Below are 23,504 nucleotides of genomic sequence, written 5' to 3' on the forward strand. Positions count from 1 at the left end.
AACACCTCCTAATCAGTTGCATACCGTTTCAAACAGTTACCGACCTGAGTTCGGTGATTCTACGACTCGGACAAAATTCCAGCCAAATACAAAACTCATGTCCGGTTTCAACCAAATATCAGTAGGACAACCATCACTTTCAGGAGGATCGCCGTTGTCCGCGATTGTATGACTCGTCGGTGTACGAGACGGGGGTTCATCGCTACCGGCGTCGCATCCGCTGTTTCGCTGGCAGGATGCGTAGCCGATGCCCGAGAACCGCCGGTCGATATCCGAGGTGCGATGTATCTCCCATCCCGAGCGATGAACTCGTTTCAGATGTGGCATACCTACGAACGTGGTGTCACGCAACGCGATATGGGTTTTGCCGCTCGACTGAATCTAAACGCCCTCCGAACGTGGCTCAGCTACGAAGCCTGGCACAAGGACCAAGACTCGTTCGGCCGAGCGGTTGACCATCTCCTGCGGACGGCCGAATCACACGGCATTCGCGTCATGCTCGGGATTTTCGAAGGCGTCGGCCGTCCGCCCGTTCCGAAGAACCTCTACGATACGGACCCATGGACGGGAACGTCCGTCTGGTCCCCCGGAAAACGCGTGATGCGAAATCCCGACCGGTGGGGGCGGCCCACCCAGTTCGCGAAGTGGGTGATGGATCGTTACGGCGACGACGAGCGAGTGCTCGCCATCGAGGTGATGAACGAACCGGGATGGCGGCCATGGAAGAAGCGATTCGCCCGCGAGATGTTCCGCGTCGTCCGCGACGTTCGAGGAAGCGTTCCATTGACGGTCGGTGCGACGAGTTTGGCGAACGTGGCCGACTACTACGATTGGGGGATCGACATCGCGCAGTTCCACTACAACTATCCGAACACGCAGGACATCTACCGCGGCGTGCTCGAACAGGCCAAAAAACTCCAACGAAGCGCCGGGATGCCGGTGTGGCTCACCGAATGGCAGCGAATCGCCGACTTCGGATGGGGACAGCAAAACGTCCCCCCGGCCAAGCGCGGCCCACAGTATGCTTCTCTCGTCCCGCCAATCCGCGAGTCCGGCGTCGGCAACTTCTTCTGGTCGCTTATGCTCAAACCGGCCTATATGCTTAGCCAACGAAAGCGCGGTATCTTAAACGGTGTTTTCCACGAGGACGGGTCGGTATGGAGCATGGAAGACGCCCGTGCCATCAAATCGATGTCAGGTGATAGTTCGTTCTCCGGACGTCAGCGAAAGGAATGGCCGGAGTGGGCGCAGAAGGCGAAACGACGGGCGTAATCGGATACCGGAAATTCAGGAGGTCGGTCGGACTCACGCGGCGGGCGTGAGTCCGGCGTACGCGAGCACGTCGCCGTGGTCCAACCCTCCATCGCCGTCGAAATCGAGGGCGGTACGCTGTTCCGACGGAACGTCCGCGATGCCAACCGTGTCCGCTCCAACGACGATCGGAAACGCCACCGCGTCCAGGAACCCTGCGTGACCGTCTCCGGTCACGTCCTCGTACTTCCCATCTTGGTCACGGTCGAGTGGCGGTCCGAGCGTGAGTTGGATGCCGAACACATCGACGACCGCGAGTGGCGCATAGACGTTCACGACCAGGTTGTTTTCGATCCGGTTTCGTTCGAGTTCGTCGTCCCACGGGTCGGCGAGAACGACGCCCTTGAGGTCTCGCCTGACCGTATTTTCGACCAGCCGAGCGTCGGCGTCGGTCACGTCGATACCGATCGCGTTGTTCGATGCATCCACGCCACGAACCGTTACGTCCTCCGAGTTGGTGACAAATATGCCGCGATTCCAGTCGTTGACCGTGACGTTTCTGACGGTGACGTTCGAAGCATTTTCGACGCGGACGCCGCTGGTATCGCTGACGCCGAACCCGCTGAGGAGGTGCCCGTTGCCATCGAACACGACATCGTTCGCCCGGATTTCGATACAACCAGTCGAGATGCGTGTCTTGCCGTTGTGAATGTCTCGCCCTAGCGTGTAGTGACCGGGTTTCGTAATTTTCGTACACGAACCGACCGTCGGTGCTGATTGTGTCACTAACGTTGATTCGGTCGGCGAGTTACCGATAGATGCTGCAAGTGGTCGAGCGTCGGCAACACCGCCTACCAAACACAGGACGACCAGGCCAATCGCGAAGACGCGCGAGGAAACCATAGCCACTTGCACAACCGCCTCCCTGTTATAGGCATCTCCTGAAAGAGCGTCTTACTCGGGAGTAGGGTCAGAGTAAACCCAGCGCGCGAAGGTCGGACTCGAGTTCCGCCCGGTCCGAGTCGTTCATCTTCCGGAGCGGACTACGGAGCGGTCCGGGCGAGAAGTCGAGGTCCCGAACGTCGAGGGCGGTCTTCACACCGGCCATGTACGACCCCCCTTTCAGCGCGTCCCGAACGTCGTAGACCCGACTTTGGAGTTCGCGTGCGCGGTCCTCGTCACCCGAATCGTAGGCGTCGTAGAGTTCGACGACCAGTTCGGGGAAGGCGTTGGCGACCGCACTGACCATCCCCGAACAACCGATTTCGAGCCCCGGGAAGAGCAGGGAATCGGAACCTGCGAGGAAGGTGAGTTCCGGATGTGCGTCGATGGCCTGTCCCAGCCACGGTACGTTCTTGCTCGAATCCTTGAGACCTGCAAGGTTCGGAATCTCGGCGAGATCGGAGAGCGTGTCGAGCGACAACGAGTTGCCGGTTTTGCTTGGAATGTGATAGACGTACACCGGGACATCTACCGCCTCACAGACGCGTCGATAGTGCGAAACTGCGGCGTCGTGGTCGAGCGGGAAGTAGTACGGTGTGACGACGACGAGGCCGTCCGCGCCGACGGCCTCGGCGTGTTCCGCGTGCGCTACAGTCTCGTGCGTGCTTGGAGCGCCGACACCAGCGATAACGGGAACCTCGTCCACGGCATCGACGACCGCCTCGACGATGCCGCGACGCTCTTCGCCCGTCAGCAGTGGAAACTCGCCGTTCGTTCCGAGCGGGAAGACGCCGTGTGCGCCCCCTTCAACGACGAACTCGGCGTGGGCAGCCGTCGATTCGTAATCGACCGTCTCGTCGTCGTGAAACGCCGTAATCGTGGGTGGAACGACGCCGTGTAGGGAAAGCGGATCGTCCGACCCCGGTTTCGGTGCGTGCGACATACTCGAAGGCTCATCCTCCGCCCCCATAAGCGGTTTCGTCCCGGCAGGACTTTTTCGAGTATGAGTAAACTTTTTGTTGCAGGCGGACATCAGTGTGAGTATGAACGTCACAGTTAAGCTTACCGGCCCGATGGTCGCGCGAACTGGAACCCGCGACGCCCGCGTCGCGGTGCCGGAAGAAGCAACCGTCGAGGACGTAGTCAGTCGCCTCGGCGAGCAGTACGGCCAACAGGTCAGTGCCGGTATCGTGGACGGACTCGGCCTCCGCTCGGACACGCGCGTCCTCCGTGAATCCGACCACGAACCCCTCTCGGCACACAGTCCCGTCGAATCGGGCGACACGGTGTGCGTTCAATTGAACGCCTGAGCCGTCCGTTTCGACACGCTTACTTCGGTTCCGTTCTCTATTCCGTATCCCGTTTCTCACCAGAAAACTTATCCCCGCTATTGACAATTCGCGGCCATGTATGGGTTGCGGACGGTGGTTTCGTGAACGGGCGGCGAGCGACCGGTCTCGTCTGTTTCCTCCTCGCCATCGCGTTCGTCACGAACACGCTGTGGTTGCTTCCGCACGGCGATGAACCCCGCTACGAGTATCGCGCCGTCGAACTAACTGACGATAACCGAAATCGATATGTGAGCAACCATCCGCAAGTCAAGGAATGTTACATCGTTTTCTCCCGATCCTGCGGATTGGAACACCGAGTGCGGGACGACCCGTTGCGATTCAACCGTAGCGAGACGGATTCGCTCGATTATCTCGAAAACGACTACCGTTTCGTCGCGTTCACCGACGGATTTCGAGAGCCGACGTACAGCATCGAAAACGGGTCGCTGATTCTCTCCTCGAAATCGGTTAGCAACCGAACCGTAGCCGCCGAACTCGCCAGACCGTACGACCACGTTTCCGATAAAACCGCCCGTGTTTTCGACGGTGGCAACGTCACTATGCGTGAGGAACTGCCACAAAACTATCTCGTCCAGCGAAACGAATCCGTTTACGGTATCGATATGATCGGGGAATCCCACCCGAATTACGGCTTCAAACTCGTCGTTCTGCGTGGCTTACTTTGGCTCGCGGCGATTCCGCTTTCGGTCGCCAGTTTCGTCTACTCGTACGGCTGATTTAGACGTACTCGCCCGGCGCTTCTTCGAACTGCTCGCGGTGGTCGGCGGAGCAGAAGTGATACTCCTCGCCGATGTGACGCGTAACGAACTTGGTCTCCCGGTTCTCGTACAGCGCCGTTCCGCAGACTGGACATTCGTTCATGTGAGTCCATTCGCGGGCGTACTGAAAACGCGCTCTGCCTGCATCGGCAAGCAACCCTCCCATTTCTCGATGGAGTATCACCCTAATCGCGCTAGCCGATTCAGCGCGTATACGGTTCGGAGGATGTCACCCGCCTTTCCTTGGTCATAGATGAGCTCGTCCGTTTTGACGACGTGGTCCAACACGTCGCGGGAGGAGTGTTCCGGCGCGGCGGCGATCCCCGAGTCGGTTTCGTCTACCCATTGCATCACCCGGAGGTCGCTCTTGCTGTCGCCCATCACGAGCGTAAAGGGGTCGTCCACGCCGAGCACGTCCAGCGCACCCTTCACGCCGACTACTTTGTTCAACTCCCGGCTCCCGATTTCGGCGGCATCACCCTCGTAGTAGGCCACGTCGATTCGTTCGAAGGTGTCCTGCACGTCCTCCGGAATCCCCGCTACGTCGCTTTCGGGTGTTCCGCCCTGCTCTTCGAGCACGCCGCGGATTTCCGGGTCGCTGTCGGCGTAGTACGCCCGCGCCCAATCGCTTCCGTCCTCCGCTTCGACTACCGTCTTACCGAGCAAATCCAGCAGGTAGACTAACGCGTCGTCGATGATTTCGACCGCCCGCGAACTGCCCGTCTCGAAGTTCGGTTTCATCGTGATGTTGAACTCGTTTCCTTGCAGGTGGGTACACCGCCGGAGTTCGTCGGGTGCCGACGAGAGCACTTGCGAGCGAACCGTATCGAAGGTGTCCCGAATCTCGTCGTCCAACTCCTCGTACAGCAGGCGTTTCGTCTCCGCCCCGTGTCCCGGTGTGAATACGCCGGTTCCGGCCTCGTAGACGATACTCAAATTGCCCGAATGGACGATTTCATTTCCAAGGCCCTGAATGGCGAATCCCTTCACGTTTTCCAGCGTTTGGCCGGTACAGACGACGATGGGCATCCCTTTTTCGTGGAATTCCGTCAGCAGGTGGAGCGTCTCCCGTGGAATCTCATTGTCCGTTCCCCCGGCGGAGCGCAGGGTTTCGTCCACGTCCAGTACCAGTGCGTTCACGGCGCGTCCGTATTTCGAGTAGAGGTCGAGCGCGGTAAACGACTGGTCGCGCGTGGCGTGTGCGGCGATGGTGGCGTAGGTTTCACCCGCATCGAACGCCCCGCGAATCTCGTCCTTTCGCTCGTCCAACTCCTCGCTCGCGGACTGCCAGTGTTCGAGTGCGACTCGGGAATCGACCGGCGGAAAGAGGTCCACGAAATCTTGGTACGCTCTGAGAGTTTTCGCGTCGAACTCGTCGTAGAGGCGATAGAGGGCGTCGTAGCGTTCCATACAGGAGTATGGCTTTTGATGGGGGATAAAGTTCGGGGCGGAAACGGCTCGGGAGTGTGGACCACGTTCGGTGACTTGCTGGCGCATCCGCCACGACTTCGCGGGAACCAACCGACAACGAACGGGTTCACGGGATATGAACGGACGATATGGTGCGCGATGGCGAAACCGCGGTTTCGCCATCGCGCGAGGATGGGTGGGAAGCAATGCGACGAAGGAATCGGCTGGGAAGGGCGTGGAAATCGGCTGAGGAGGGCGTGACTGAAACGGTCGCGGTTTCGTCGAGGTCGGGAGTACTTACGTCGGAACAACGATCTTATTCAGTACGTCACCGCGATCCTGCGACGAGTTGAGTCAGTGCTACGGTGACTTCCCGCTTCCATTTCAGATGCCCTTTTGCCGTTTCAGCCCGTTTCTTCCCCCGACCAGAGGGGGACCCGGAGTGTTAGCAACCCAACCACCGACGAGCAGAGGGAAGACCGATGACTAACGAAAGGAGAGCCGACTATCTCGTCATCTTCGTTCTCTGGCTGTTGGTATTTGTCGTCGCCAGCCAAGCACTCATCATCGCGCCCATCCTTCCGCGAATCGCCGACCAACTTTCGGCTCCCGAGGCCGTCTTGGGTACGCTCATCACCTCCTATGCCGTCGCAGTCGGGGTATTCTCGCTTATCGTCGGCCCGATTTCCGACCACGTCGGTCGCCATCGAATTTTGCTGGTCGGAACCGCCCTGCTAACCGTCTCACTGGCAGCACACGGGTTGGCGTGGGATTTCGTGTCCTTGCTGGCGGTGCGGGGACTCGCTGGCATCGCTGGCGGCGTCCTCAATGGCGCGGCGGTCGCCTACGTCGGCGACTACTTCCCGCGCGAACAGCGTGGCTGGGCGAACGGTTGGGTGTTCAGCGGGTTCGCCGCCGGACAGATCGCCGGGATTCCTCTCGGTGCGATTCTCGCGGAACGACTCGGGTTTCGAGTTCCCTTCCTCCTCTTCGCCGTGCTGATGGCTGTGACCTTCGTCCTCGTCTGGACGGTTGTTCCGAAACCCGACGTGCAGTTGGCGACCGGCCGACTCTCCTTCGGGTCGGCCATCGATGCCTACGCGACCCTTCTCCGTCGTCCGGAGATCGCCGCGGCGACGATCGTGTTCATCGTGATGTTCATGGGCAACGCGCTGTACACGACCTATCTCCCGACGTGGCTCGAAGCCACCCTCGGAATGAGCGGGACGGCGATCGGCGCGATGTTCTTCGTCGGCGGCATCGCCAACGTCCTCGCGGGGCCACAGGCTGGAATCCTCTCCGACCGCGTGGGTCGTAAGCGAGTCATCGTCGCCGCCTCGGTCGGCATCGCGGTCGTCATGTTCGCAACGCCGTTCCTCGCGATTGCGGCCGGAGTCCTCGCGGTGTACGCGCTGTTTTTCGTCGTGATGGGTCTGTTCGCCTCCCGGGCCACACCGTTCCAGACGATGCTCACCGAACTCGTTTCCGGCGACCAGCGTGGGTCTCTGATGAGCCTCACGGTCGGTATCGGACAGGTCGGTTCCGGCATCGGCGGTGCACTCGCGGGAGGGGCCTACGTCGCGGTCGGGTACGACGGCACGACGACGATTGCGGCGGGAGCGATGGTTTTCATCGTCGTTCTCGTTTGGCGATACCTGCCGGAGACGGCACACATCGACGTACCCTCAGGAACTGAACGAACCGAACACCTTCACGCCGACACTGCGACCGAACTCTCATGCGGACAGACGTACGACGCCTTCTGCGGTCCGACCGCGGAAGGGGGCTTTTCGCTCGAAAAGACGATCGCCTATGAACAGGCACGGCGCAACGCAGACGGGGACGTTCATCCCAATCCAGCGGAGGACGTTACCGGGCGCTAACTAGCGCACACGGTCGAAAACCGTGTTCTGACAGCGCCGACACTGTCGGCGGTTTCGCCAGTATTTCTTTCCGCACGCATTACATTTCCAGTTCGGGGTGAGGAAATCCGGTCTCAAGGATTCGAGGTTCACGACACCAGTAGGACGCGAGCGAATAAACGCATCTCGTCGGATCTAACGTGGCCGAACCGTTGCTCGACTGCCCACAGCTATTACTGAACTCCCGTCGTCCCGCTTGCTATGGTGGGGAGCGAGTTCGACGACGAGGACCCGAACTTCGGGTACGTCACACCCGAAAACGTGGCACTGTTTACCGACCTCTACGAGTTGACGATGCTGCAGGGGTATTACAGAGCGAATCACACCCCCAGGGCGACGTTCAGCCTCTTCTTTCGCGACCTGCCGCCGAATAGAGGCTACGTTCTCACGGCGGGATTGGAGCAAGCGATCGCCTCCGTGGAATCCCTCTCGTTCGGCGAGCTGGCACTTTCGTATCTCCGTGACAGGGGATTCGAGGATGAGTTTCTCGACGAACTCGCCGATTTCGAGTTCACCGGCGAACTGCGGGCGCTTCCGGAGGGGACGCCGGTGTTTCCGAACGAACCGATTCTGGAGGTGACCGCCCCGATTTTCGAAGCGCAGCTGTTCGAGACGATTCTGTTGAACCAAGTCGGGTATCAGTGCCTCGTCGCGACGAAGGCGGCACGAATGCGCGAAGCTGTCGAACGCTACGGCGACGACCAGTCGCTCGTCGATTTCGGCTGTCGGCGATCCCACGGCACCGACGCCGGAATGAAAGCCGCTCGTGCCGCCGTCGTCGGTGGCTTCGACGGCACTTCGCTCGTTTCTGCGGGGGAAACGTTCGATATCCCCGTTTATGGCACGATGGCCCACTCGTGGGTTCAGAGCTTCGAAAACGAGCGTGACTCGTTTTCGACCTTCATCGAACAGTACGGCGATGACCCGATTTTGTTGGTCGATACGTACGACTCCGTCGAGGGGGCTCGAATCGCGATGGACGTCGCTAACGAACACGATATCGAGGTCGGCGTGCGCCTCGATTCGGGCGACCTCGCCGTGCTCTCGAACGAAGTCGAAGCGATCGTCGGCGATGCGCCGATCTTCGTCTCCTCGAGCATGGATGAGTACAAAATCGTCGAATTCTTCGAAAACGGCGGCGTGGCGACCGGGTTTGGTCCCGGTACAGCACTGACGACGAGCGAGGACGCGCCTTCACTCGACCTCGTGTACAAACTCACCGAAATCGAACGCGACGGCGAGATGCGCCCGAGCATGAAACTTTCGTCCGGCAAAGTCACCTTCCCCGGCGCGAAGAGCGTCTATCGAGTCCGGAGCGGAGAGGGTGACGAAACGTACGAAAAGGACGTTCTCGCGCTGCGAAACGAAGACGTTGCTGGAGTAGAAGCGGCAGACGACCAGCTGGTGACGGTCTTCGAAAACGGAAATCGAGTGATCGACCTACCGCATCTCGATGCGATTGCGGATCGAGCGGGGGAACGACGCCGAAAACTCCCTGTGCGATGTCGCGCCCTGCACGAATCGGAGGAGTATTCGGTAGAAATCAGCGACGGACTCCGAGCGTTGACGGACGAATTGCAGGCGGAACTGGCGGCTGACTAGACGTTCTCGCGTTGGGTGAGCATTTCGCTCGCCGAACGAAGTACGTCGCGTTTCCATCGCTCGATATCGTTCGTTTCGACCTGCGCTCGGAGCCGACGCATTCGGTCCGACCGCTCCGATTGGTCCATCGTTCGTGCCTGTTCGACGGTCGTCGCGAACGCTTCGGTATCGTTCGGGTGAACCGTCAACGCTGACTCCCCGAGTTCCTCGTGTGCACCGACGAGTTCGCTCAGTACCAACACACCCGGCTCGGCGATTTGTGAGGCGACGAACTCCTTCGCCACGAGATTCATCCCGTCCCGGAGCGAGCTTACGAGGCAGATATCGGACTCCCGATACAGTGCGGCCAGCGCCGATTGCGGCAGGTGGTCGTCTATCGAGACGACCGGTTGCCACGTCGGCGTTCCGAACCGGTCGTTGATTCGTTCGACCTGTTCCTCGACGTTCGCTTGTACGCGCTGATATTCGTCGATTTGGCTCCGGCTTTCGGTCACTTTCTGTACGTACGTGAGTTGCTCCCGACAGCTGGGATACCATTCCCATAGATGTTCGAGCGCGGCGAGTCGCTGTTCGATTCCTTTCGTGTAATCGAGCCTATCAACGCCGAGAAGGATCCCTCCCTCATTAGGAAGCGGATAGGTCTCTCGGAGAGACCTCCACTGTTCGTCCGCCTCGTCGGACTCGGCGAGCGTCCGTCGTTCTTCGGTATCGATACCGAGGGGGAATGCCGAGACACGAATCGTCCGACCGTCGTAGTCGATGTGGCCGCGGGTTCGGTCCACGTCGGCGTCGAGCGTCTGTGCAACGCAGTCGAGGAAGTTCCGACAGTATCGATCGAGATGGAAGCCGAGGAGGTCGTTGGCCAGCAGTCCATCGAGCAGCGCTTCGTACTGCGGACAGCTCTGGAACACGTCCCACGATGGCCACGGAATATGCCAAAACTGCATGCAGAACGCATCGGACGACTGCTCGCGCACGTATCTCGGTGCGAGCGCGAAGTGGTAGTCTTGAAACCAAACGACGGCGTTCGACGGATCGGTTCGCTCCACGATCGCGTCCGCGAACTGTCGATTCGTCTCCCGATACTGTCGCCAGTATCGTGCCTCCTGCGTTACTTTCGCCGTGTCGGAATGACACAGCGGCCACAGCACTTGGTTGCTGTACCCGTAGTAGTAGTTTCGCACCTGTTCGTTGGTGAGATCGATGCGTTTCAGTTCGTATGATGGGGATTCGGGGGGGGACCCGAACGCAGCCGTTTTCGTCGGTCACTTCGTCGTCCGCGTCGCCGCTTCCCCACGCAACCCACGTCCCTCCGGTATCCGCCATCATCGGGTCGAGTGCTGACGTGAGACCGCCTGCTGGTCGAGTGACGGTGATCGACCCGTCGTCGTGTTCGTGCGTGTATGGCTCTCGATTCGATACCAGAACGAAATCACGATTCTCGAAGGAATCGGGCATCGAAGGAGGGAATCCGTTCGCTTCGGAACGAGAATCCGAAGCGGGTGTATCCGAGTTGCTCACTGTCGTGTTTGTGAGCGAAAGCACAATCACTGCGTGGGTTGCGTTTGCAAGTCGATTTATTACGACCGACCGAAACGATATTTTCTCCTTTCACGAGGCGCTATTCGAACAGTTCGCCGTGGCGTTCCGCGAGGTCGGTATAGGCACCGGAGGAGTAGGCTTCGAAGGTTTCCTCGGGGTCGATTGCCGTCTCGGCGAGTGGCGTGACCTGTGCCGGTACCCCGCGAACGAACGATTCCGGCGGGATTTCGAACGCTTCCGGTGTCACGGTTCCCGACGCGACGATGCTTCGTTCTCCAACTCGAACGTCGCTGTTTATCGTCGCGTTGAACCCGACGAGTGCGCCGTCCCTGACTTCCGCGTCGTTGAGGACCGCGCCGTGACCGACCATCACCCGGTCGCCGACGACCGAGGCGTGTAGGACGGCGTTGTCCCCGATGTGTGACTCCCGGCCGATTCGCACCGGCGAAATATCTCCCCTGCAAACCACGCCGGGCCAAACGCTCGCGTCAGCGTCGATATGCACGTCTCCGACGAGCGTCGTCTCCCGACTGACGTGAGCGTCCTCGTGGATGGATGGTTCTTCCCCCTCAAACCCATACGTTCGAGCCATAGCTCTGACACGACGTTTTCGGACAAAGCTCTGGCGGGGGTAGCTTTTACTGGACGAACGTCGTGTCTCTACAGCGATGTACAAAGCACAGCTTTCCGACGGCGAACAGATACGGTGCGACGACTACGAGATGGAGGAAGTCGGTGTCAGATTGTTCGACGAGGACGGCGACTTTCTCGCATTCGTTCCGTTTGCCCATCTCTTGTGGGTCGGTCGCGTCGACGAAGCGGGACGAACACTCTGGTAGTCGCCTGACTTTTCCCCTTTGTTCGCACTGACTACTCGCCCCAGTCGTGCGTCCGGAGATAGTCCTCGAACGTCGTGAAATCGACCCCGTGATTCGTTCGTAGCTTCGCGATGTCGATGGGTGCCTCGTTTCGATTGAACCACCGATACATCGAAGCGTACCCTTTGCCTGCCCGTTCTTCGACCGCTTCGATCGGAATGTGGTCGGTCATCACGTCGATGCCGATGCTCGCCGACAGTCGAATCGCCATCGCCGACATCGTGAGTTCGTCGCCCGCGAGGTCGAACGTCTTCCCGACGTGCCGGTTTCGGTCGTGGAACGCTTCCGCGACGAACGCGCCGATGTCGTCCACATCGATCATGTAGAGCGGGACGCGGGGTTCGAGCGCCATCGCGAGCGTCTCGTTCATGATATCGTCGCGCATTCGTTCTATGTTCTGCATGAAAAACACCGGCCGAACGATGGTGAGCGACAGGTCGAGATTAGCCAATCGTCGCTCGATGGTGTGTTTGGAGTCGAAAAACGGGACGCCGCTGTCCGCGTCCGCACCCCACACCGAACTGAAGACGAACTGATCGACTCCGTGTTCCGCGGCCGCTTCGCCGAGGTTCGTTCCCTGTTCGACTTCCGCGTCGGGTCCCTCCACCCACGTCGTCACGCCGTACACCGCGTCCACGTCTCCCTCCCGAACCGCGTCGTGAAGCGACTCCTTATCGCGAAGGTCGCCCTCGACGAGCGTCGCGCCCAACTCGTCCAGTTCGCGCGCCGGGTCGCTGTGCTCGTCCCGCGTCAGTGCGTGAACTTCGATACCGCGCTCCAAGAGGTGTCTCGTGACTGCCCCTCCTTGTTGTCCCGTTGCCCCCACCACAAGCACTCGCTCCGGTAGCATAACGAAGGGAGAACGACGGGAACATTCTTAGCTGTTCTCGCCCCGGTAGTCTCCACCTTCCAGCAAAAACTGGCGGTCGGTTTTTTAACCGATGACGATGAAGTAACAGGTTATGCCGGGAATCACATACGAAGACTTCCTGAACCTGGACTACACCCCCGCCGACACCGAACTCGTCTGCACCTTCCACATCGACCCCGCCAAGGACATGGATATGGAGGCCGCCGCGTCACGCGTTGCCAGCGAGAGTTCCAACGGAACGTGGGCGGAACTACAGGTCGAAGGTGGTATCACCGATCTGAGCGCCACGACCTTCGACATCGACGGGAACACGATTCGAGTCGCTTACCCCGACGAACTGTTCGAGGACGGCAACATGGCCCAGGTGCTCTCGTGCATCGCGGGCAACATCATGGGGATGAAGGCGGTGGACCGCATCCGTCTGCTCGATTGTGCGTGGCCCGAACCCCTCACAACGTCGTTCCCCGGTCCGCAGTTCGGAAGCGACGTGCGAAACGATATTTTCGACGCGGGTGACCGACCCATCACCGCGACGGTGCCGAAACCGAAAGTCGGTCTCTCGACGGACCAGCACGCGAAAATCGGCTACGAGGCGTGGCTGGGCGGCCTCGACCTCCTCAAGGACGACGAGAACCTGACCGACCAAGCGTTCAATCCGTTCCAGGACCGTCTCACGGAGAGCCTCTCCTACCGCGACGATGCACAGGACGAAACGGGGGAGAAAAAGAGCTACCTGATCAACATCACTGCCGACGCGAACACCATGCTCGAACGCGCCGACATGGTGGCCGAACAGGGCTGTGAATACGTGATGGTGGACGTGGTCACGACCGGGTGGGCCGCCGTGCAAGCCGTCCGCGAACGCTGTGAGGAACTCGGCCTCGCGATTCACGCCCATCGCGCGATGCACGCCGCGTTCGACCGTCTCGAAGACCACGGCGTCTCGATGCGCGTTCTCGCACAGATCACCCGACTCTGCGGTGCTGACCAGCTTCACACGGGTACCGCAGACCTCGGCAAACTCGCAAACGAGGACACGGAAGGCATCAACGAGTGGCTCTACTCCGACCTCTACGGCATGAACGACGTGCTCCCCGTCGCCTCCGGCGGCCTCCACCCCGGACTCGTCCCCGAACTCATCGAGCGCGAGGGGACGAACATCGCCATTCAGGCGGGTGGCGGCGTCCACGGTCACCCCGACGGAACCCGAGCAGGTGCAGCGGCCCTCCGGCAAGCGGTCGATGCTTCGGTCGCAGCCATCCCCATCCAGGAGTACGCCGAAGACCACCCCGAACTGAAAACCGCGCTGGACAAGTGGGGAACTGAAACGCCACGATAGAATTCTCGGCCCCCAAATCGAATACAAACGTGGCGTATGTCGTGCTTTCGAACAGTACGCTGATTCGCCGGTAGTAGTTGGTTCGGAGCGTGGAGTGACGGAACCCTCACGCGATCGTGATGCGGTCGCATCACGATCGCGTGACGTGAATTAGGCGACACCTGTTTTCACATCGCACCGCCCATTCCGCCCATGCCACCCATCCCGCCCATTTCGGGTTCCTCTTCGTCGCCACTCTTGCCGAGGTCACCCGCCGAAATCACATCGTCGATACGGAGGAGGAGTTCCGCGGCATCCGTCGCGCTCTCGATGGCTTGGGTTTTCACGCGGAGCGGTTCGGCCACGCCAGCGTCGAGCATGTCGGCCACCTCCCCGGTTTCGGCGTCGAGGCCTGCGCTTTCCTCTCCCGCGTCGTGCCTGCTTCGGAGGTCGGTCAGAGCGTCGATCGGGCTGACGCCCGCGTTCTCCGCGAGGGTGCGTGGGATTGCCTCCATCGCGTCGGCGAAGGCTTCGACGGCGAGTTGCTCCCGACCACCGACGCCGTCGGCGTAGTCGCGGATGGCGAGCGCGAGTTCCGTTTCCGGCGCGCCACCGCCCGGCAGGAGTTGTCCATCGAGCAAGGTGACTCGAACGACTCCAAGACTGTCGTCAACCGCTCGTTCGACCTCTTCGACGACGTGCTCCGTTCCGCCGCGCAAAAGCAACGTGACGCTTTTCGGGTTGTCACATTCCTCGACGAAAATCATCGTATCACCTGCCACGTCACGCTCGCTGACCAACCCCGCTTCGCCGAGGTCTGCGGGGTCGATGTCGTCCAGACTGGAAACGACTCTGCCGTCCGTTGCACGAGCGAGGTGTTTCATGTCCGTAGCTTTCGTTCGACGGACGGCGAGGATACCCTCCCGTGCGAGACGGTCCTGTGCCATGTCGTCGATCCCTTTCTGGCAGAAGACGACGTTCGCACCGCTGTCGGCGATCCTATCGACCATCTCCCGGAGTTGGTTTTCCTCGCGCTCGATGAACGTCGTCAACTGGTCGGGGTCGGTGACGCTCACGGCCGTGTCCGCCTCCGTTTCGCGCACCTCGATCGGCGTGTCGATGAGCGCGATGCTCGCATCCTCGACGTGCCAGGGCATGTTGTCGTCGGCGCGCTCTTTGTCCACGACGACTCCTTCCACGAGTTCCGAGTCGGAAATCCCGCCCCCGACGACGGTTTCGACGGAGACGTTCGATAAGTCGATAGCGTCCTCGTCTTTGACCGCGCGCACCGCCGTTACGACGAGTTCCGAAAGCGCTCCCTTTGCTGCTTCTGCACCCTTGCCGGTCATCGCGGTCCGTGCGATCGCCGTCAGCAGGCCCGCCTCCTCGACCGGATGGGATTTCGATTCGAGCACGCGGTGGGCCTCCTCGCTGGCGAGCCGATAGCCGTGAGCGACGACCGTCGGATGAACGCCCTGTTCTAGCAGGGTTTCCGCACGCTTCAACAATTCCCCGGCGAGGATTACCGCGCTGGTCGTCCCATCTCCGGTTTCGTCCTCCTGTGTCTCGGCCACCTCGACCACCATGGTCGCCGCCGGATGCTCGATGTCCATCTGTTTGAGGATGGTAACGCCGTCGTTCGTAATGACCACGTCACCCATCGAATCGACGAGCATCTTATCCATTCCCCGCGGGCCGAGCGTGGTTCGTACCGCCTCCGCCACGGCTTTCGCCGCGGTGACGTTCGTCTCGCGGGCGTCCCGCCCGCTGGTTCGCTGTGCGTCCTCTCCCAGTATCAGAATCGGTCCGCTCTGCATTCTGTTTGCCATGGTACCCCCAACCGAGGTACGCGAGCATCCACAAAAGAACTATCCCGATACGTCGTCCGGTAGTTGGTTTCGTTCCATCATCGTGGCGAAACGCACATCCCCTCCCCACGAGAATTTGCGGACAATGATAGGCAAACTCGACCCGGAAGACCTCGCGTTGGTCGTCTCGCGCACGGGTGCACGAGACGAGGACGTGGTTGTCGGTCCCGGATATGGCGAGGACGCCGCCGAAATTCGAGTCGGTGACCAGTCACTCGTGGTCAGTTCCGACCCGCTTTCGCTGGCCCGTGAGCGACTCGGAACGCTGGCGGTCAACGTCGCCTGCAACGACGTGGCCGCCTCCGGCGCGGACCCACGCTGGTTGACCAACGTCGTCTTTCTGCCCGACGACGACCCTGAAACTCTCGATGTGGTAACGCAGCAGATAGATGATGCAGCGAGCGAGTTGGGCGTGGCCATCGTCGGCGGACACTCCGAATACGCACCCGACCTCTCACGGCCGATGGTGACGATGACCTGCATGGGCCTCACCGACGAGTTCGTTCCGACCGGCGGAGCGACACCGGGCGACAAACTCGTGTTGACGAAGGGGGCAGGAATCGAGGGAACAGCAATCCTTGCCACCGACTTCAGCGACGATGTCGGTCCCAACGCCGAACGAGGCGAATCGTTTTTCGAGGAAATCAGCGTGGTCGAAGACGCTCGTGTTTGTCGGGAGTACGCCACCTCTATGCACGATCCGACCGAGGGCGGTGTGGTCACGGGACTGCTCGAGATGGCCGAAGCCTCGGATGTGCGTCTGGAAGTCTCGCGCGAGGACGTTCCAATTCGGGACGTAACCCGTGAGTTCTGTGGAGCCATGAACGTGGACCCGTTGCGAATTTTTGGGTCGGGAGCGCTGCTCGCGGCAGTGCCGGAAAACGACGTTTCAAGAGTTCTCTCCGACCTTCGAGACGCGGGAATTTCGGCGGACGAGATCGGGCAGGTAAGCGCAGGTGACGGCGAACTCCGCTTGGATGGAGAACGTATTTCGGATCCGCCTCGGGACGACCTATACCACCTTTGGGAATAGTGACACCGCGGTGAATTTCGTCGAAGCGTCTCGGACGCCCGCTTGCGGTTTCTGCGAAACAGTGTATTTTCGCCGCTTCGCCGACGCGTGTCATATCGCGTGAGTAGCTTTCCGTATGTTGCACCTGCGAGCATCGCACGAGCAGTGAGCGTGAGCGAACCGCGAATCACATTCCTTGCGGGCGGGGAGGAATGTGGTCCTCGGCGAATGTGATGGTTGGTGCCGACAGTAGCTCGCAACGAGGATGAAACGGTCCGAATACCGGGAAATCCCCGACAGGCATCGTTCTCACTACCGTTTTCCCTCCATCCACGAGGCCCCAAACGCTAACCAAACCCTCGTCGTCCACACTTCAGATGGAACTCGCCGAACATCTCTCCGAATTCACGCAGCGTGACTGGCAGACCGTCACCGACCCGGACGATCGCATCCGATTTGCGCTGATCGGGCTGGGGTGGTTCACGGAAGGGGCGGTCATCCCAGCCCTCGCTGAAAGCGCTCTCTGTGAAGTGGGTACGGTCGTCAGCGGGGATCGAAACAAAGCCGCCAGAGTCCGCGACGAGGCTGGTGCAGACCGTGCGCTCACGTACGACGAATTCCACGCCGGGGAGGGCCGATCGAACTACGACGCGGTGTACATCGCCACCCCGAACGCGACGCATCTCGATTTCGTAGAGAGCGCTGCCGATTTCGGCAAAGCCGTTCTCTGCGAAAAACCGATAGCGGCGACGACGACACACGCTGAGCGAATCGCCGAAGCCTGCAACGATGCGGGCGTGATGCTGATGGTCGGCTACAGGATGCATACCAACCCGGCAGTGCGTCGGATGCGCGAACTCGTCAGCGAAGGGTTCGTCGGCGATCCCGTACTGGTCGAAGGGGGGATGTGCCAGAACGTCTTCGAGATGATCTCACCCGACCCGAATCAGTGGCGACTCGACGCCGACCTTGCCGGGGGGTCGGCGCTCATCGACCTCGGTATCTACCCGCTCAACACCGCCCGGTTCGTGCTCGATACTGACCCCGTGAGCGCACAGGGGACGACTACGAGTTCGGACGACCGGTTTACCGAAGTGGACCAGCACGTCTCGTTCGAAGTCGAGTTCGAGGACGGCATCACGGCAGCCTGTGTCGCCAGCCAGTACGCCCAGCAGGGGAGCCACTTCACCGTCATCGGCACCGATGGACGACTGACGCTCGACCCGGCCTTTTTCGGTGAAGCACAGTTGGCCGTTCGACGCGGCGGCGCGGAAGCGGATTTTTCGGTCGAACCGGTGAACGAAGTCGCCGAGGAGTTCGACTACTTCGCGGACCGCCTGCTTTCCGGACGCGACCCGGTACCGGACGGGGAGCACGCACTCGTGGATATGCGCGCTATCGAGGCGATTTACGAGTCCGCCGAGACCGGCGAACGGGAGTTGATCAAGGGGTGATGACGGCCCGACCTTCGATTTCGCCGTGTTCCAGCTTCTCCGCTACGTCGTTGATCTCGTCCAAGTCGTATCGCGTTGTTCGTAAATCGACGTCGCCCCGAGCGACGAGCGACATGAGTTCCTGTAGTTCGGGATACGTTCCGACGAGGGTTCCTCGATAGTCGAAATCGCCGTTTACGAGTGCCTGGGCCGGTTCGTGAATGTGGCCACCGTAGCCGACAACGTGGTGGTCGCCGCCCCCTGCGAGCACGTTCGGAGCGTACCGGAGCGTCTCGTCACTGCCCACGAAATCGAGGATCTGATGAACTCCCGCACCGTCGGTGATCGCGTCCACCTCGTTCGCCACGTCCTCGTCGCGCGAATTAACGGTGTGGTCTGCACCCAAATCGGTGGCGAGGTCGAGCGCTGCGTCTTTCACCTCGACGGCGGTAATTTCCGCCGCGCTCATCGCCCGCAACACTTGCAGTCCGATGTGACCCAATCCACCGACGCCGACGACGACGGCGTGTTCACCGGGATTCAGTTCACGGACTGCCTTTTTCACTGCATGGTAGGCCGTGATTCCGGCGTCGGCGTGTGGGGCGATTTCCGTCGGGTCGACCCCGTCGGGAAGCGGAATCACGGCACGCTCGCTGGTCAGTAGATATTCGGCGAAGCCGCCATCCGTCGAAAGGCCGGGGAAAACGAGGTTGTCACAGTGCATGTCCTGCCCACGTCGGCAGGCACGACACGTACCACAGGTTCGTGCCGGATGACAAATGACGGCATCGCCCGCCGAGACGAGGCTCACGTCATCTCCCGCTTCCGTTACGATTCCAGCGTTCTCGTGGCCGAGTGTCATCGGTAGCGACTGACCCATCTGTTCTTCCCACATACCTTCGATGACGTGGTTGTCGGTCTGACACCAGCCAGCACCCTCTATTTCGACGACGACGTGGTTCCCGTCGGTTACCTCCGGTCGGTCTACCTCGTCGATGGAGAGCGCATCGTCCATCTCGTCAGTATAGTCGTGGAGTCGTGCGGCTTGCATGGGTTCACAACAACGCGAAAGATGACAGGTGTTGTGGCGACCGCTCGGAACCCCTCCGAGCGACTCGGATACAATCGCCATTCGTTCGGAAGCGCATTTCAGTCAGAACGAGGGTGGCCAGTACGGAGAATCGGGGATGATGTTCGGGACCCGATGTGAGCCAAACGTCGTGCAGTGGCCACCTTCCTGCAACAAACAAATTTACTCGGTGAAGAATAAATCTTTTGAATCGGTGGCTCCAAGGGAGCGATATGCACGCAGTCGCACTTCGACGCGGGGCGGACAGCCCCGAGGTTATCGAGAAACCACGTCCGGAACCCGGCCCGGGCGAGGCGTTGGTACGGACACTCCGGGTCGGGGTAGACGGCACCGACCACGAAATCCTCGCCGGACACCACGGTGAATTCCCCGCGGACGACGACCACCTCGTACTCGGTCACGAAGCGGTCGGCGTCGTGGAAGACCCGAACGGAACCGCGTTCGAGGAAGGTGACGTGGTCGTTCCAACCGTCCGAAGACCACTCCCGGACGGCCCAACGGAGTACTTCGAGCGCGGCGAACCTGACATGGCTCCACCGGACGAAACGGCCGAACGCGGGATTTCGGGTGACCACGGATTCATGAGCGAGTATTTCGTCAGTCCTGCCCAGAACCTCGTTCCGATTCCGGAGGAATTGGCAGAGTGGGGGTTTTTGATCGAACCCATCAGTATCTCGGTGAAAGCGATCGAGCACGCTCGCGCCTCCCGATCCGCGTTCGACTGGCGACCTGAAAGCGCGCTCGTCCTCGGAAACGGCAGTCTCGGGCTACTCACCGTCGCCATGCTCGACTCAGACTTCGACCGAATCTACTGTCTTGGACGACGCGATAGGCCGGACCCGACTATCGATATCATCGAAGCGTTGGGTGCGACGTATATCGACTCACGCGTGACGCCCGTTTCCGACATTCCCGACAAAGACGAATCGATGGATTTCATCTACGAGGCGACTGGCTACGCCAAACACGCCTTCGAGTCGATCGGTGCGCTCGCCCCGAACGGAGTCGCTGCACTGCTCGGCGTGCCGAATTCGTGGTCCTTCGAGATCGACGGAGGGACACTTCACCGAGAGCTCGTGATGAACAACAAGGCGCTCGTCGGGAGCGTAAACTCCAACTACCGGCATTTCGAATCGGCGGTCGAAACGCTCGCCGAACTACCGGCGTGGTTGTTGGATGACCTCGTGACTGGCATCTACGATGTGTCGAATTTCGAGTCGGCGTTTGCGGACGACGAAACGACAATAAAGACGGCGGTTAAATTCCACACTCAATGAAGAACGTAGACGACTTGATAGAGAGTGCGGCGGAACTCGCAGAGCGTGGCCTCTCGAAGGGCGAAATCGCGGATGAACTGAACGTGTCGCGCGAGACGGCCAGTTGGCTCGTCGAGCGCAGTGGGAGCACCCCAACCCCCGAACCGAAAGGTGGCACGCAGGATATCCACGTCGATTGGAGCGCCATCGGGCGCGACAGCGCCCGCCTTTCCCATATCGGTGCGGCGATGGCGGATCTCCTGTCGAAACACGGCGAAGAGGTCGACTTGACCATCGGTATCGAGAAAGCTGGTGCACCGCTCGCAACCGTGGTCGCGCGCGAACTCGACACCGATCTCGGAACGTACGCCCCCCGAAAGCACCAGTGGGAGGAAGGCGACATCGAGGATTCCAGAGGTACTTTCTCTCGCAACTTCGCGCAGATTCGCAACCGGGAATGCTACGTCGTGGACGACACCATCACCAGTGGAACGACGATGACCGAAACCATCGAAGCGATCCAGGATCGAGGTGGCGAACCGGTCGCCTGCATCGTACTCGCGGACAAACAAGGCATCGAGGAACTGAACGGCGTCCCGGTCTACTCGCTCGTGCAGGTCATTGGCGTTGGAAGCGACGAGTAACTCGGGCGCAACTTCTTTGCGCCGTGAGTTCCTACGCAAGCGCATGACGTTTACACCCGGCGAGCAACTCTCCGCCGAGGAAGTTGCGAACCGCGTCGATTCGACGATCGAAGAGGAGGAGGTCGTACTGTTCATGAAGGGCACTCGAATGATGCCACAGTGCGGGTTCTCCCAACGAGCCCTCGAACTCATCGGAAAGCACCGGGGCGACGAGTTCGAGACGGTAGACGTGCTCGACAATCTGGACGCCTACCGGGAGGAGCTGTCGGAGCACAGCGGATGGGAAACGATTCCACAAACGTACGTCGGCGGCGAATTTATCGGCGGGAGCGACATCCTCGCGGAAATGGAAGAACGAGATGAACTCGGTGACACGCTTCGAACCAACTAACGTCAATCCGACGGTTGCATATGCAACCGAAAGGGTAGCCCCTATAAGTTCGGGGCACGTAGTAACAAACGTACCGCCGACGGGAGACGGAACTCACGACCACAAATGAGCCAGGTATACCGACTACACTCGACGCTCGAACTGCCGCTTGAAACCGTCTACGACCACTTTGAAAGCGACCCGATACTACCGGATGGAATCGACAGCGTCGATATCACCCGCCGGAATAACACGCTTATCATCAGTGCTGTCTCGACGGACGAGAGCATTAGTAAATATACGCCAACGGCACAGCTGAAAGCCAGCGTTTCGGAGACGCGAGTCTTCACCGAAGAGGAGGAGGCGCGACGCAACGCCCCTCGATGGGGCGCGGACGCCGAGGACGAAGAGGAGGAGGAACCGACCGGCGAACTCATCGAGATGGCCGCATTCAAAGGCGACCGGGAGACGGTGCTACAGAACACCGCGCTTCAGTATCCGATGTTCGAGGTGCTGTGTTCCCTCGCCCGCCAAGCCGAAAAAGGCACACTCACCGCAATATCGGAGGTCGATGGTGATTTGGAAGCGACCCGTATCGTCGACGGTGACGACCGACCGGCCTCCATCGAAGTGGTGGAAGGACCACGGAACGAAAACTCCTCGTCTAGCGGCGTGAACTGGCGCGACAACAAGTTCATTTCCTAACGCCGCGTTCTGGGTTCGCATTCAGACGGAACGGACGAGCCTTCGCCGCACGATTTTTCCCACACATCATAAAATTCGAACGCGGTGTGTCACTAACCTAAATGGTTCTTCACACGGAGCCGAAAAGCACTTTAGCGAGGTAATTATATCTAATTACGAGTCATGGCAACCGAGTTCCCAGACTATCTCGATGTAGACTACAGCGATGGTGAAGGCGAACAGCCCGAGGATTATCCCTCGATCGAACACAAAGTCGAGAAAGCTATCGAAGTCACGAAGAAGGGTCTCGAAGAGTACGAAAACCCCGCCGTGATGTGGACGGGTGGAAAGGACTCCACGCTCACGCTCTACTTCATCAAGGAAGTGGCGGAGCGATACGACATGGAGGTTCCACCGGCGGTCTTCATCGACCACTATCAGCACTTTCAGGAGATCCACGACTTCGTCGAACGTTGGGCCGACGAGTGGGATTTGGACGTCATCTACGCCCGCAACGAGGACGTCGGTGCGTACGTCGATGAGCACGGTCTCGAACCGGGTGACGACATCGACATCACCCAGCTTTCCGAGCACAACCAGCACCACGTTCGTGACCTCCTCGAATACGAGGAGGACACCTTCCCGTTCCTGCTCGACACCTACGTCGGCAACCACCTCCTCAAGACCGTCGCGCTGAATGACGCGCTCGAAGAGTACGATGTGGACGGCGTCATCTCCGGCGTCCGATGGGACGAACAGGAAGCCCGCGCCGACGAGACGTTCTTCAGCCCGCGCCACGACCCCGAAATCTACCCACCCCACGACCGCATTCAGCCTATCCTCCACTTCGACGAACCGGCCGTTTGGGACGCGTTCTGGTACTTCGTCGTCCCGGACACCGTCGAGGCGTACCCCGACGATGGCTACGTCCCGCAGGGATTCGACGACCTGCCGGAGGGTGTGGAACAAGACGACATCCCAGTCTCGCCGAAATACTTCGAAGGCTTCCGCTCGCTCGGCAGCGAAGTCAGCACGAAAAAGAGCGATCAGGAGCCTGCGTGGTTGCAGGACATGGAGAACACGACCGAGCGTGCAGGCCGCGCCCAGGACAAAGAAGACCTGATGGAGCGTCTGCGCGATCTCGGCTACATGTAGGCACCCACCTTTTCGATGGTCGAGGGGTAAGCGTCTGCGTCGTGGCGACGTAGACGCTGACCGTTTCCCTGTAAACGCTGGACCAAACGCACCGGAAAACGGCCCTGTTCGCTCGGGAAGAGGCACCCTCTTCCGTGCTCTCGTTC

23 protein-coding genes are annotated in these 23,504 nt (G+C 60.2%); 14 read left to right on the top strand and 9 right to left on the bottom strand.

The features are described from left to right. The first annotated feature begins 168 nt into the window (after positions 1-168). Entirely contained in the window at positions 169-1,272 is a 1,104-nt protein-coding gene (locus tag OOF89_RS09350; RefSeq protein WP_266075468.1) for a cellulase family glycosylhydrolase, read from the top strand. 33 nt (positions 1,273-1,305) lie between these two features. On the opposite strand, the gene OOF89_RS09355 is transcribed toward OOF89_RS09350, so the two are convergent. Together OOF89_RS09355 and OOF89_RS09360 are read right to left on the bottom strand one after the other, a co-directional pair. Next, positions 1,306-2,154 carry a NosD domain-containing protein gene (locus tag OOF89_RS09355; RefSeq protein ID WP_266075470.1) on the bottom strand — a complete coding sequence of 283 codons (849 nt, stop codon included), beginning with the start codon at positions 2,152-2,154 and terminating at the stop codon, positions 1,306-1,308. 67 nt (positions 2,155-2,221) lie between these two features. After that, positions 2,222-3,136 (bottom strand): dihydrodipicolinate synthase family protein, encoded by a 915-nt coding sequence (locus OOF89_RS09360; RefSeq protein ID WP_266075472.1) that lies wholly within the window; start codon positions 3,134-3,136, stop codon positions 2,222-2,224. 100 nt (positions 3,137-3,236) lie between these two features. On the opposite strand from OOF89_RS09360, the gene OOF89_RS09365 reads away from it, so the two are divergent. Together OOF89_RS09365 and OOF89_RS09370 are read left to right on the top strand one after the other, a co-directional pair. After that, positions 3,237-3,503, top strand: a complete 267-nt coding sequence (locus OOF89_RS09365; RefSeq protein WP_266075474.1) for a MoaD/ThiS family protein — start codon at positions 3,237-3,239, stop codon at positions 3,501-3,503. Between the two features lie 122 nt (positions 3,504-3,625). Beyond that, on the top strand, positions 3,626-4,261 hold the full coding sequence (locus OOF89_RS09370; RefSeq protein WP_266075475.1) for a hypothetical protein: 636 nt from the start codon (positions 3,626-3,628) through the stop codon (positions 4,259-4,261). 1 nt (position 4,262) lies between these two features. Here the strand turns inward: OOF89_RS09370 and OOF89_RS09375 are convergent, their stop codons facing one another. Both OOF89_RS09375 and OOF89_RS09380 read right to left on the bottom strand, forming a co-directional pair. Then, complete coding sequence (locus OOF89_RS09375; protein WP_266075477.1) at positions 4,263-4,406, bottom strand: YHS domain-containing protein; 144 nt, start codon at positions 4,404-4,406, stop codon at positions 4,263-4,265. A 77-nt stretch (positions 4,407-4,483) separates the two neighbouring features. Further along, entirely contained in the window at positions 4,484-5,713 is a 1,230-nt protein-coding gene (locus OOF89_RS09380) for an HAD family hydrolase (protein WP_266075479.1), read from the bottom strand. A 482-nt stretch (positions 5,714-6,195) separates the two neighbouring features. Between OOF89_RS09380 and OOF89_RS09385 the strand changes: the two genes are divergently transcribed. Both OOF89_RS09385 and OOF89_RS09390 read left to right on the top strand, forming a co-directional pair. Next, positions 6,196-7,596 (top strand): MFS transporter, encoded by a 1,401-nt coding sequence (locus OOF89_RS09385; protein ID WP_266075481.1) that lies wholly within the window; start codon positions 6,196-6,198, stop codon positions 7,594-7,596. Positions 7,597-7,836: 240 nt separating this feature from the next. Continuing rightward, positions 7,837-9,237 (top strand): nicotinate phosphoribosyltransferase, encoded by a 1,401-nt coding sequence (locus tag OOF89_RS09390; protein ID WP_266075483.1) that lies wholly within the window; start codon positions 7,837-7,839, stop codon positions 9,235-9,237. Here the strand turns inward: OOF89_RS09390 and OOF89_RS09395 are convergent. Then, positions 9,234-10,421: an alpha,alpha-trehalose-phosphate synthase (UDP-forming) gene (locus tag OOF89_RS09395; RefSeq protein WP_328517175.1), complete on the bottom strand. Its 1,188-nt coding sequence runs from the start codon at positions 10,419-10,421 to the stop codon at positions 9,234-9,236. The genes OOF89_RS09390 and OOF89_RS09395 overlap by 4 nt on opposite strands. A 437-nt stretch (positions 10,422-10,858) precedes the next feature. Continuing rightward, complete coding sequence (locus OOF89_RS09400) at positions 10,859-11,371, bottom strand: gamma carbonic anhydrase family protein (protein WP_266075485.1); 513 nt, start codon at positions 11,369-11,371, stop codon at positions 10,859-10,861. Between the two features lie 76 nt (positions 11,372-11,447). Here OOF89_RS09400 and OOF89_RS09405 point away from each other — a divergent pair, with 76 nt between their 5' ends. Beyond that, on the top strand, positions 11,448-11,618 hold the full coding sequence (locus tag OOF89_RS09405; protein WP_266075487.1) for a hypothetical protein: 171 nt from the start codon (positions 11,448-11,450) through the stop codon (positions 11,616-11,618). Between the two features lie 31 nt (positions 11,619-11,649). Here the strand turns inward: OOF89_RS09405 and OOF89_RS09410 are convergent, their stop codons facing one another. Next, complete coding sequence (locus OOF89_RS09410; RefSeq protein ID WP_266075489.1) at positions 11,650-12,483, bottom strand: NmrA/HSCARG family protein; 834 nt, start codon at positions 12,481-12,483, stop codon at positions 11,650-11,652. Between the two features lie 136 nt (positions 12,484-12,619). Here OOF89_RS09410 and rbcL point away from each other — a divergent pair, with 136 nt between their 5' ends. Continuing rightward, positions 12,620-13,867, top strand: a complete 1,248-nt coding sequence (gene rbcL, locus OOF89_RS09415) for a type III ribulose-bisphosphate carboxylase (RefSeq protein WP_266075491.1) — start codon at positions 12,620-12,622, stop codon at positions 13,865-13,867. A 167-nt stretch (positions 13,868-14,034) separates the two neighbouring features. Here the strand turns inward: rbcL and thsA are convergent, their stop codons facing one another. Continuing rightward, positions 14,035-15,663, bottom strand: coding sequence for a thermosome subunit alpha (thsA, locus tag OOF89_RS09420; protein ID WP_266079735.1), 1,629 nt, complete (start codon positions 15,661-15,663; stop codon positions 14,035-14,037). Positions 15,664-15,799: 136 nt separating this feature from the next. On the opposite strand from thsA, the gene OOF89_RS09425 reads away from it, so the two are divergent. Both OOF89_RS09425 and gfo6 read left to right on the top strand, forming a co-directional pair. Beyond that, a complete protein-coding gene (locus tag OOF89_RS09425; RefSeq protein ID WP_266075492.1) occupies positions 15,800-16,747 on the top strand; it encodes an AIR synthase family protein in 948 nt (315 codons plus the stop codon). 356 nt (positions 16,748-17,103) lie between these two features. Continuing rightward, the gene (gene gfo6, locus OOF89_RS09430) at positions 17,104-18,180 is read left to right on the top strand and encodes a D-xylose 1-dehydrogenase Gfo6 (protein ID WP_266075494.1); all 1,077 of its coding nucleotides are present in this window, start codon (positions 17,104-17,106) and stop codon (positions 18,178-18,180) included. Here gfo6 and OOF89_RS09435 read toward each other — a convergent pair. Continuing rightward, positions 18,170-19,210, bottom strand: coding sequence for an NAD(P)-dependent alcohol dehydrogenase (locus tag OOF89_RS09435; RefSeq protein WP_266079737.1), 1,041 nt, complete (start codon positions 19,208-19,210; stop codon positions 18,170-18,172). The genes gfo6 and OOF89_RS09435 overlap by 11 nt on opposite strands. A gap of 251 nt (positions 19,211-19,461) precedes the next feature. On the opposite strand from OOF89_RS09435, the gene OOF89_RS09440 reads away from it, so the two are divergent. The 5 genes from OOF89_RS09440 (at position 19,462) to OOF89_RS09460 (ending at position 23,358) form a co-directional block, all read left to right on the top strand. Beyond that, positions 19,462-20,526, top strand: a complete 1,065-nt coding sequence (locus tag OOF89_RS09440; RefSeq protein ID WP_266075496.1) for a glucose 1-dehydrogenase — start codon at positions 19,462-19,464, stop codon at positions 20,524-20,526. Next, positions 20,523-21,149, top strand: coding sequence for a transcriptional regulator GfcR (gene gfcR, locus OOF89_RS09445; protein WP_266075498.1), 627 nt, complete (start codon positions 20,523-20,525; stop codon positions 21,147-21,149). Before OOF89_RS09440 ends, gfcR begins: the two co-directional genes overlap by 4 nt. Before the next feature lie 43 nt (positions 21,150-21,192). Beyond that, positions 21,193-21,540, top strand: coding sequence for a glutaredoxin family protein (locus OOF89_RS09450; protein WP_266075500.1), 348 nt, complete (start codon positions 21,193-21,195; stop codon positions 21,538-21,540). A 105-nt stretch (positions 21,541-21,645) separates the two neighbouring features. After that, entirely contained in the window at positions 21,646-22,224 is a 579-nt protein-coding gene (locus tag OOF89_RS09455; protein ID WP_266075502.1) for a DUF7110 family protein, read from the top strand. A 162-nt stretch (positions 22,225-22,386) separates the two neighbouring features. Further along, complete coding sequence (locus tag OOF89_RS09460; RefSeq protein ID WP_266075504.1) at positions 22,387-23,358, top strand: phosphoadenosine phosphosulfate reductase family protein; 972 nt, start codon at positions 22,387-22,389, stop codon at positions 23,356-23,358. The last annotated feature ends 146 nt before the right edge of the window (positions 23,359-23,504 follow it).

It is taken from the genome of Haladaptatus caseinilyticus, assembly GCF_026248685.1.
In the GTDB taxonomy this organism is placed as follows: Archaea; Halobacteriota; Halobacteria; order Halobacteriales; family Haladaptataceae; genus Haladaptatus; species Haladaptatus caseinilyticus.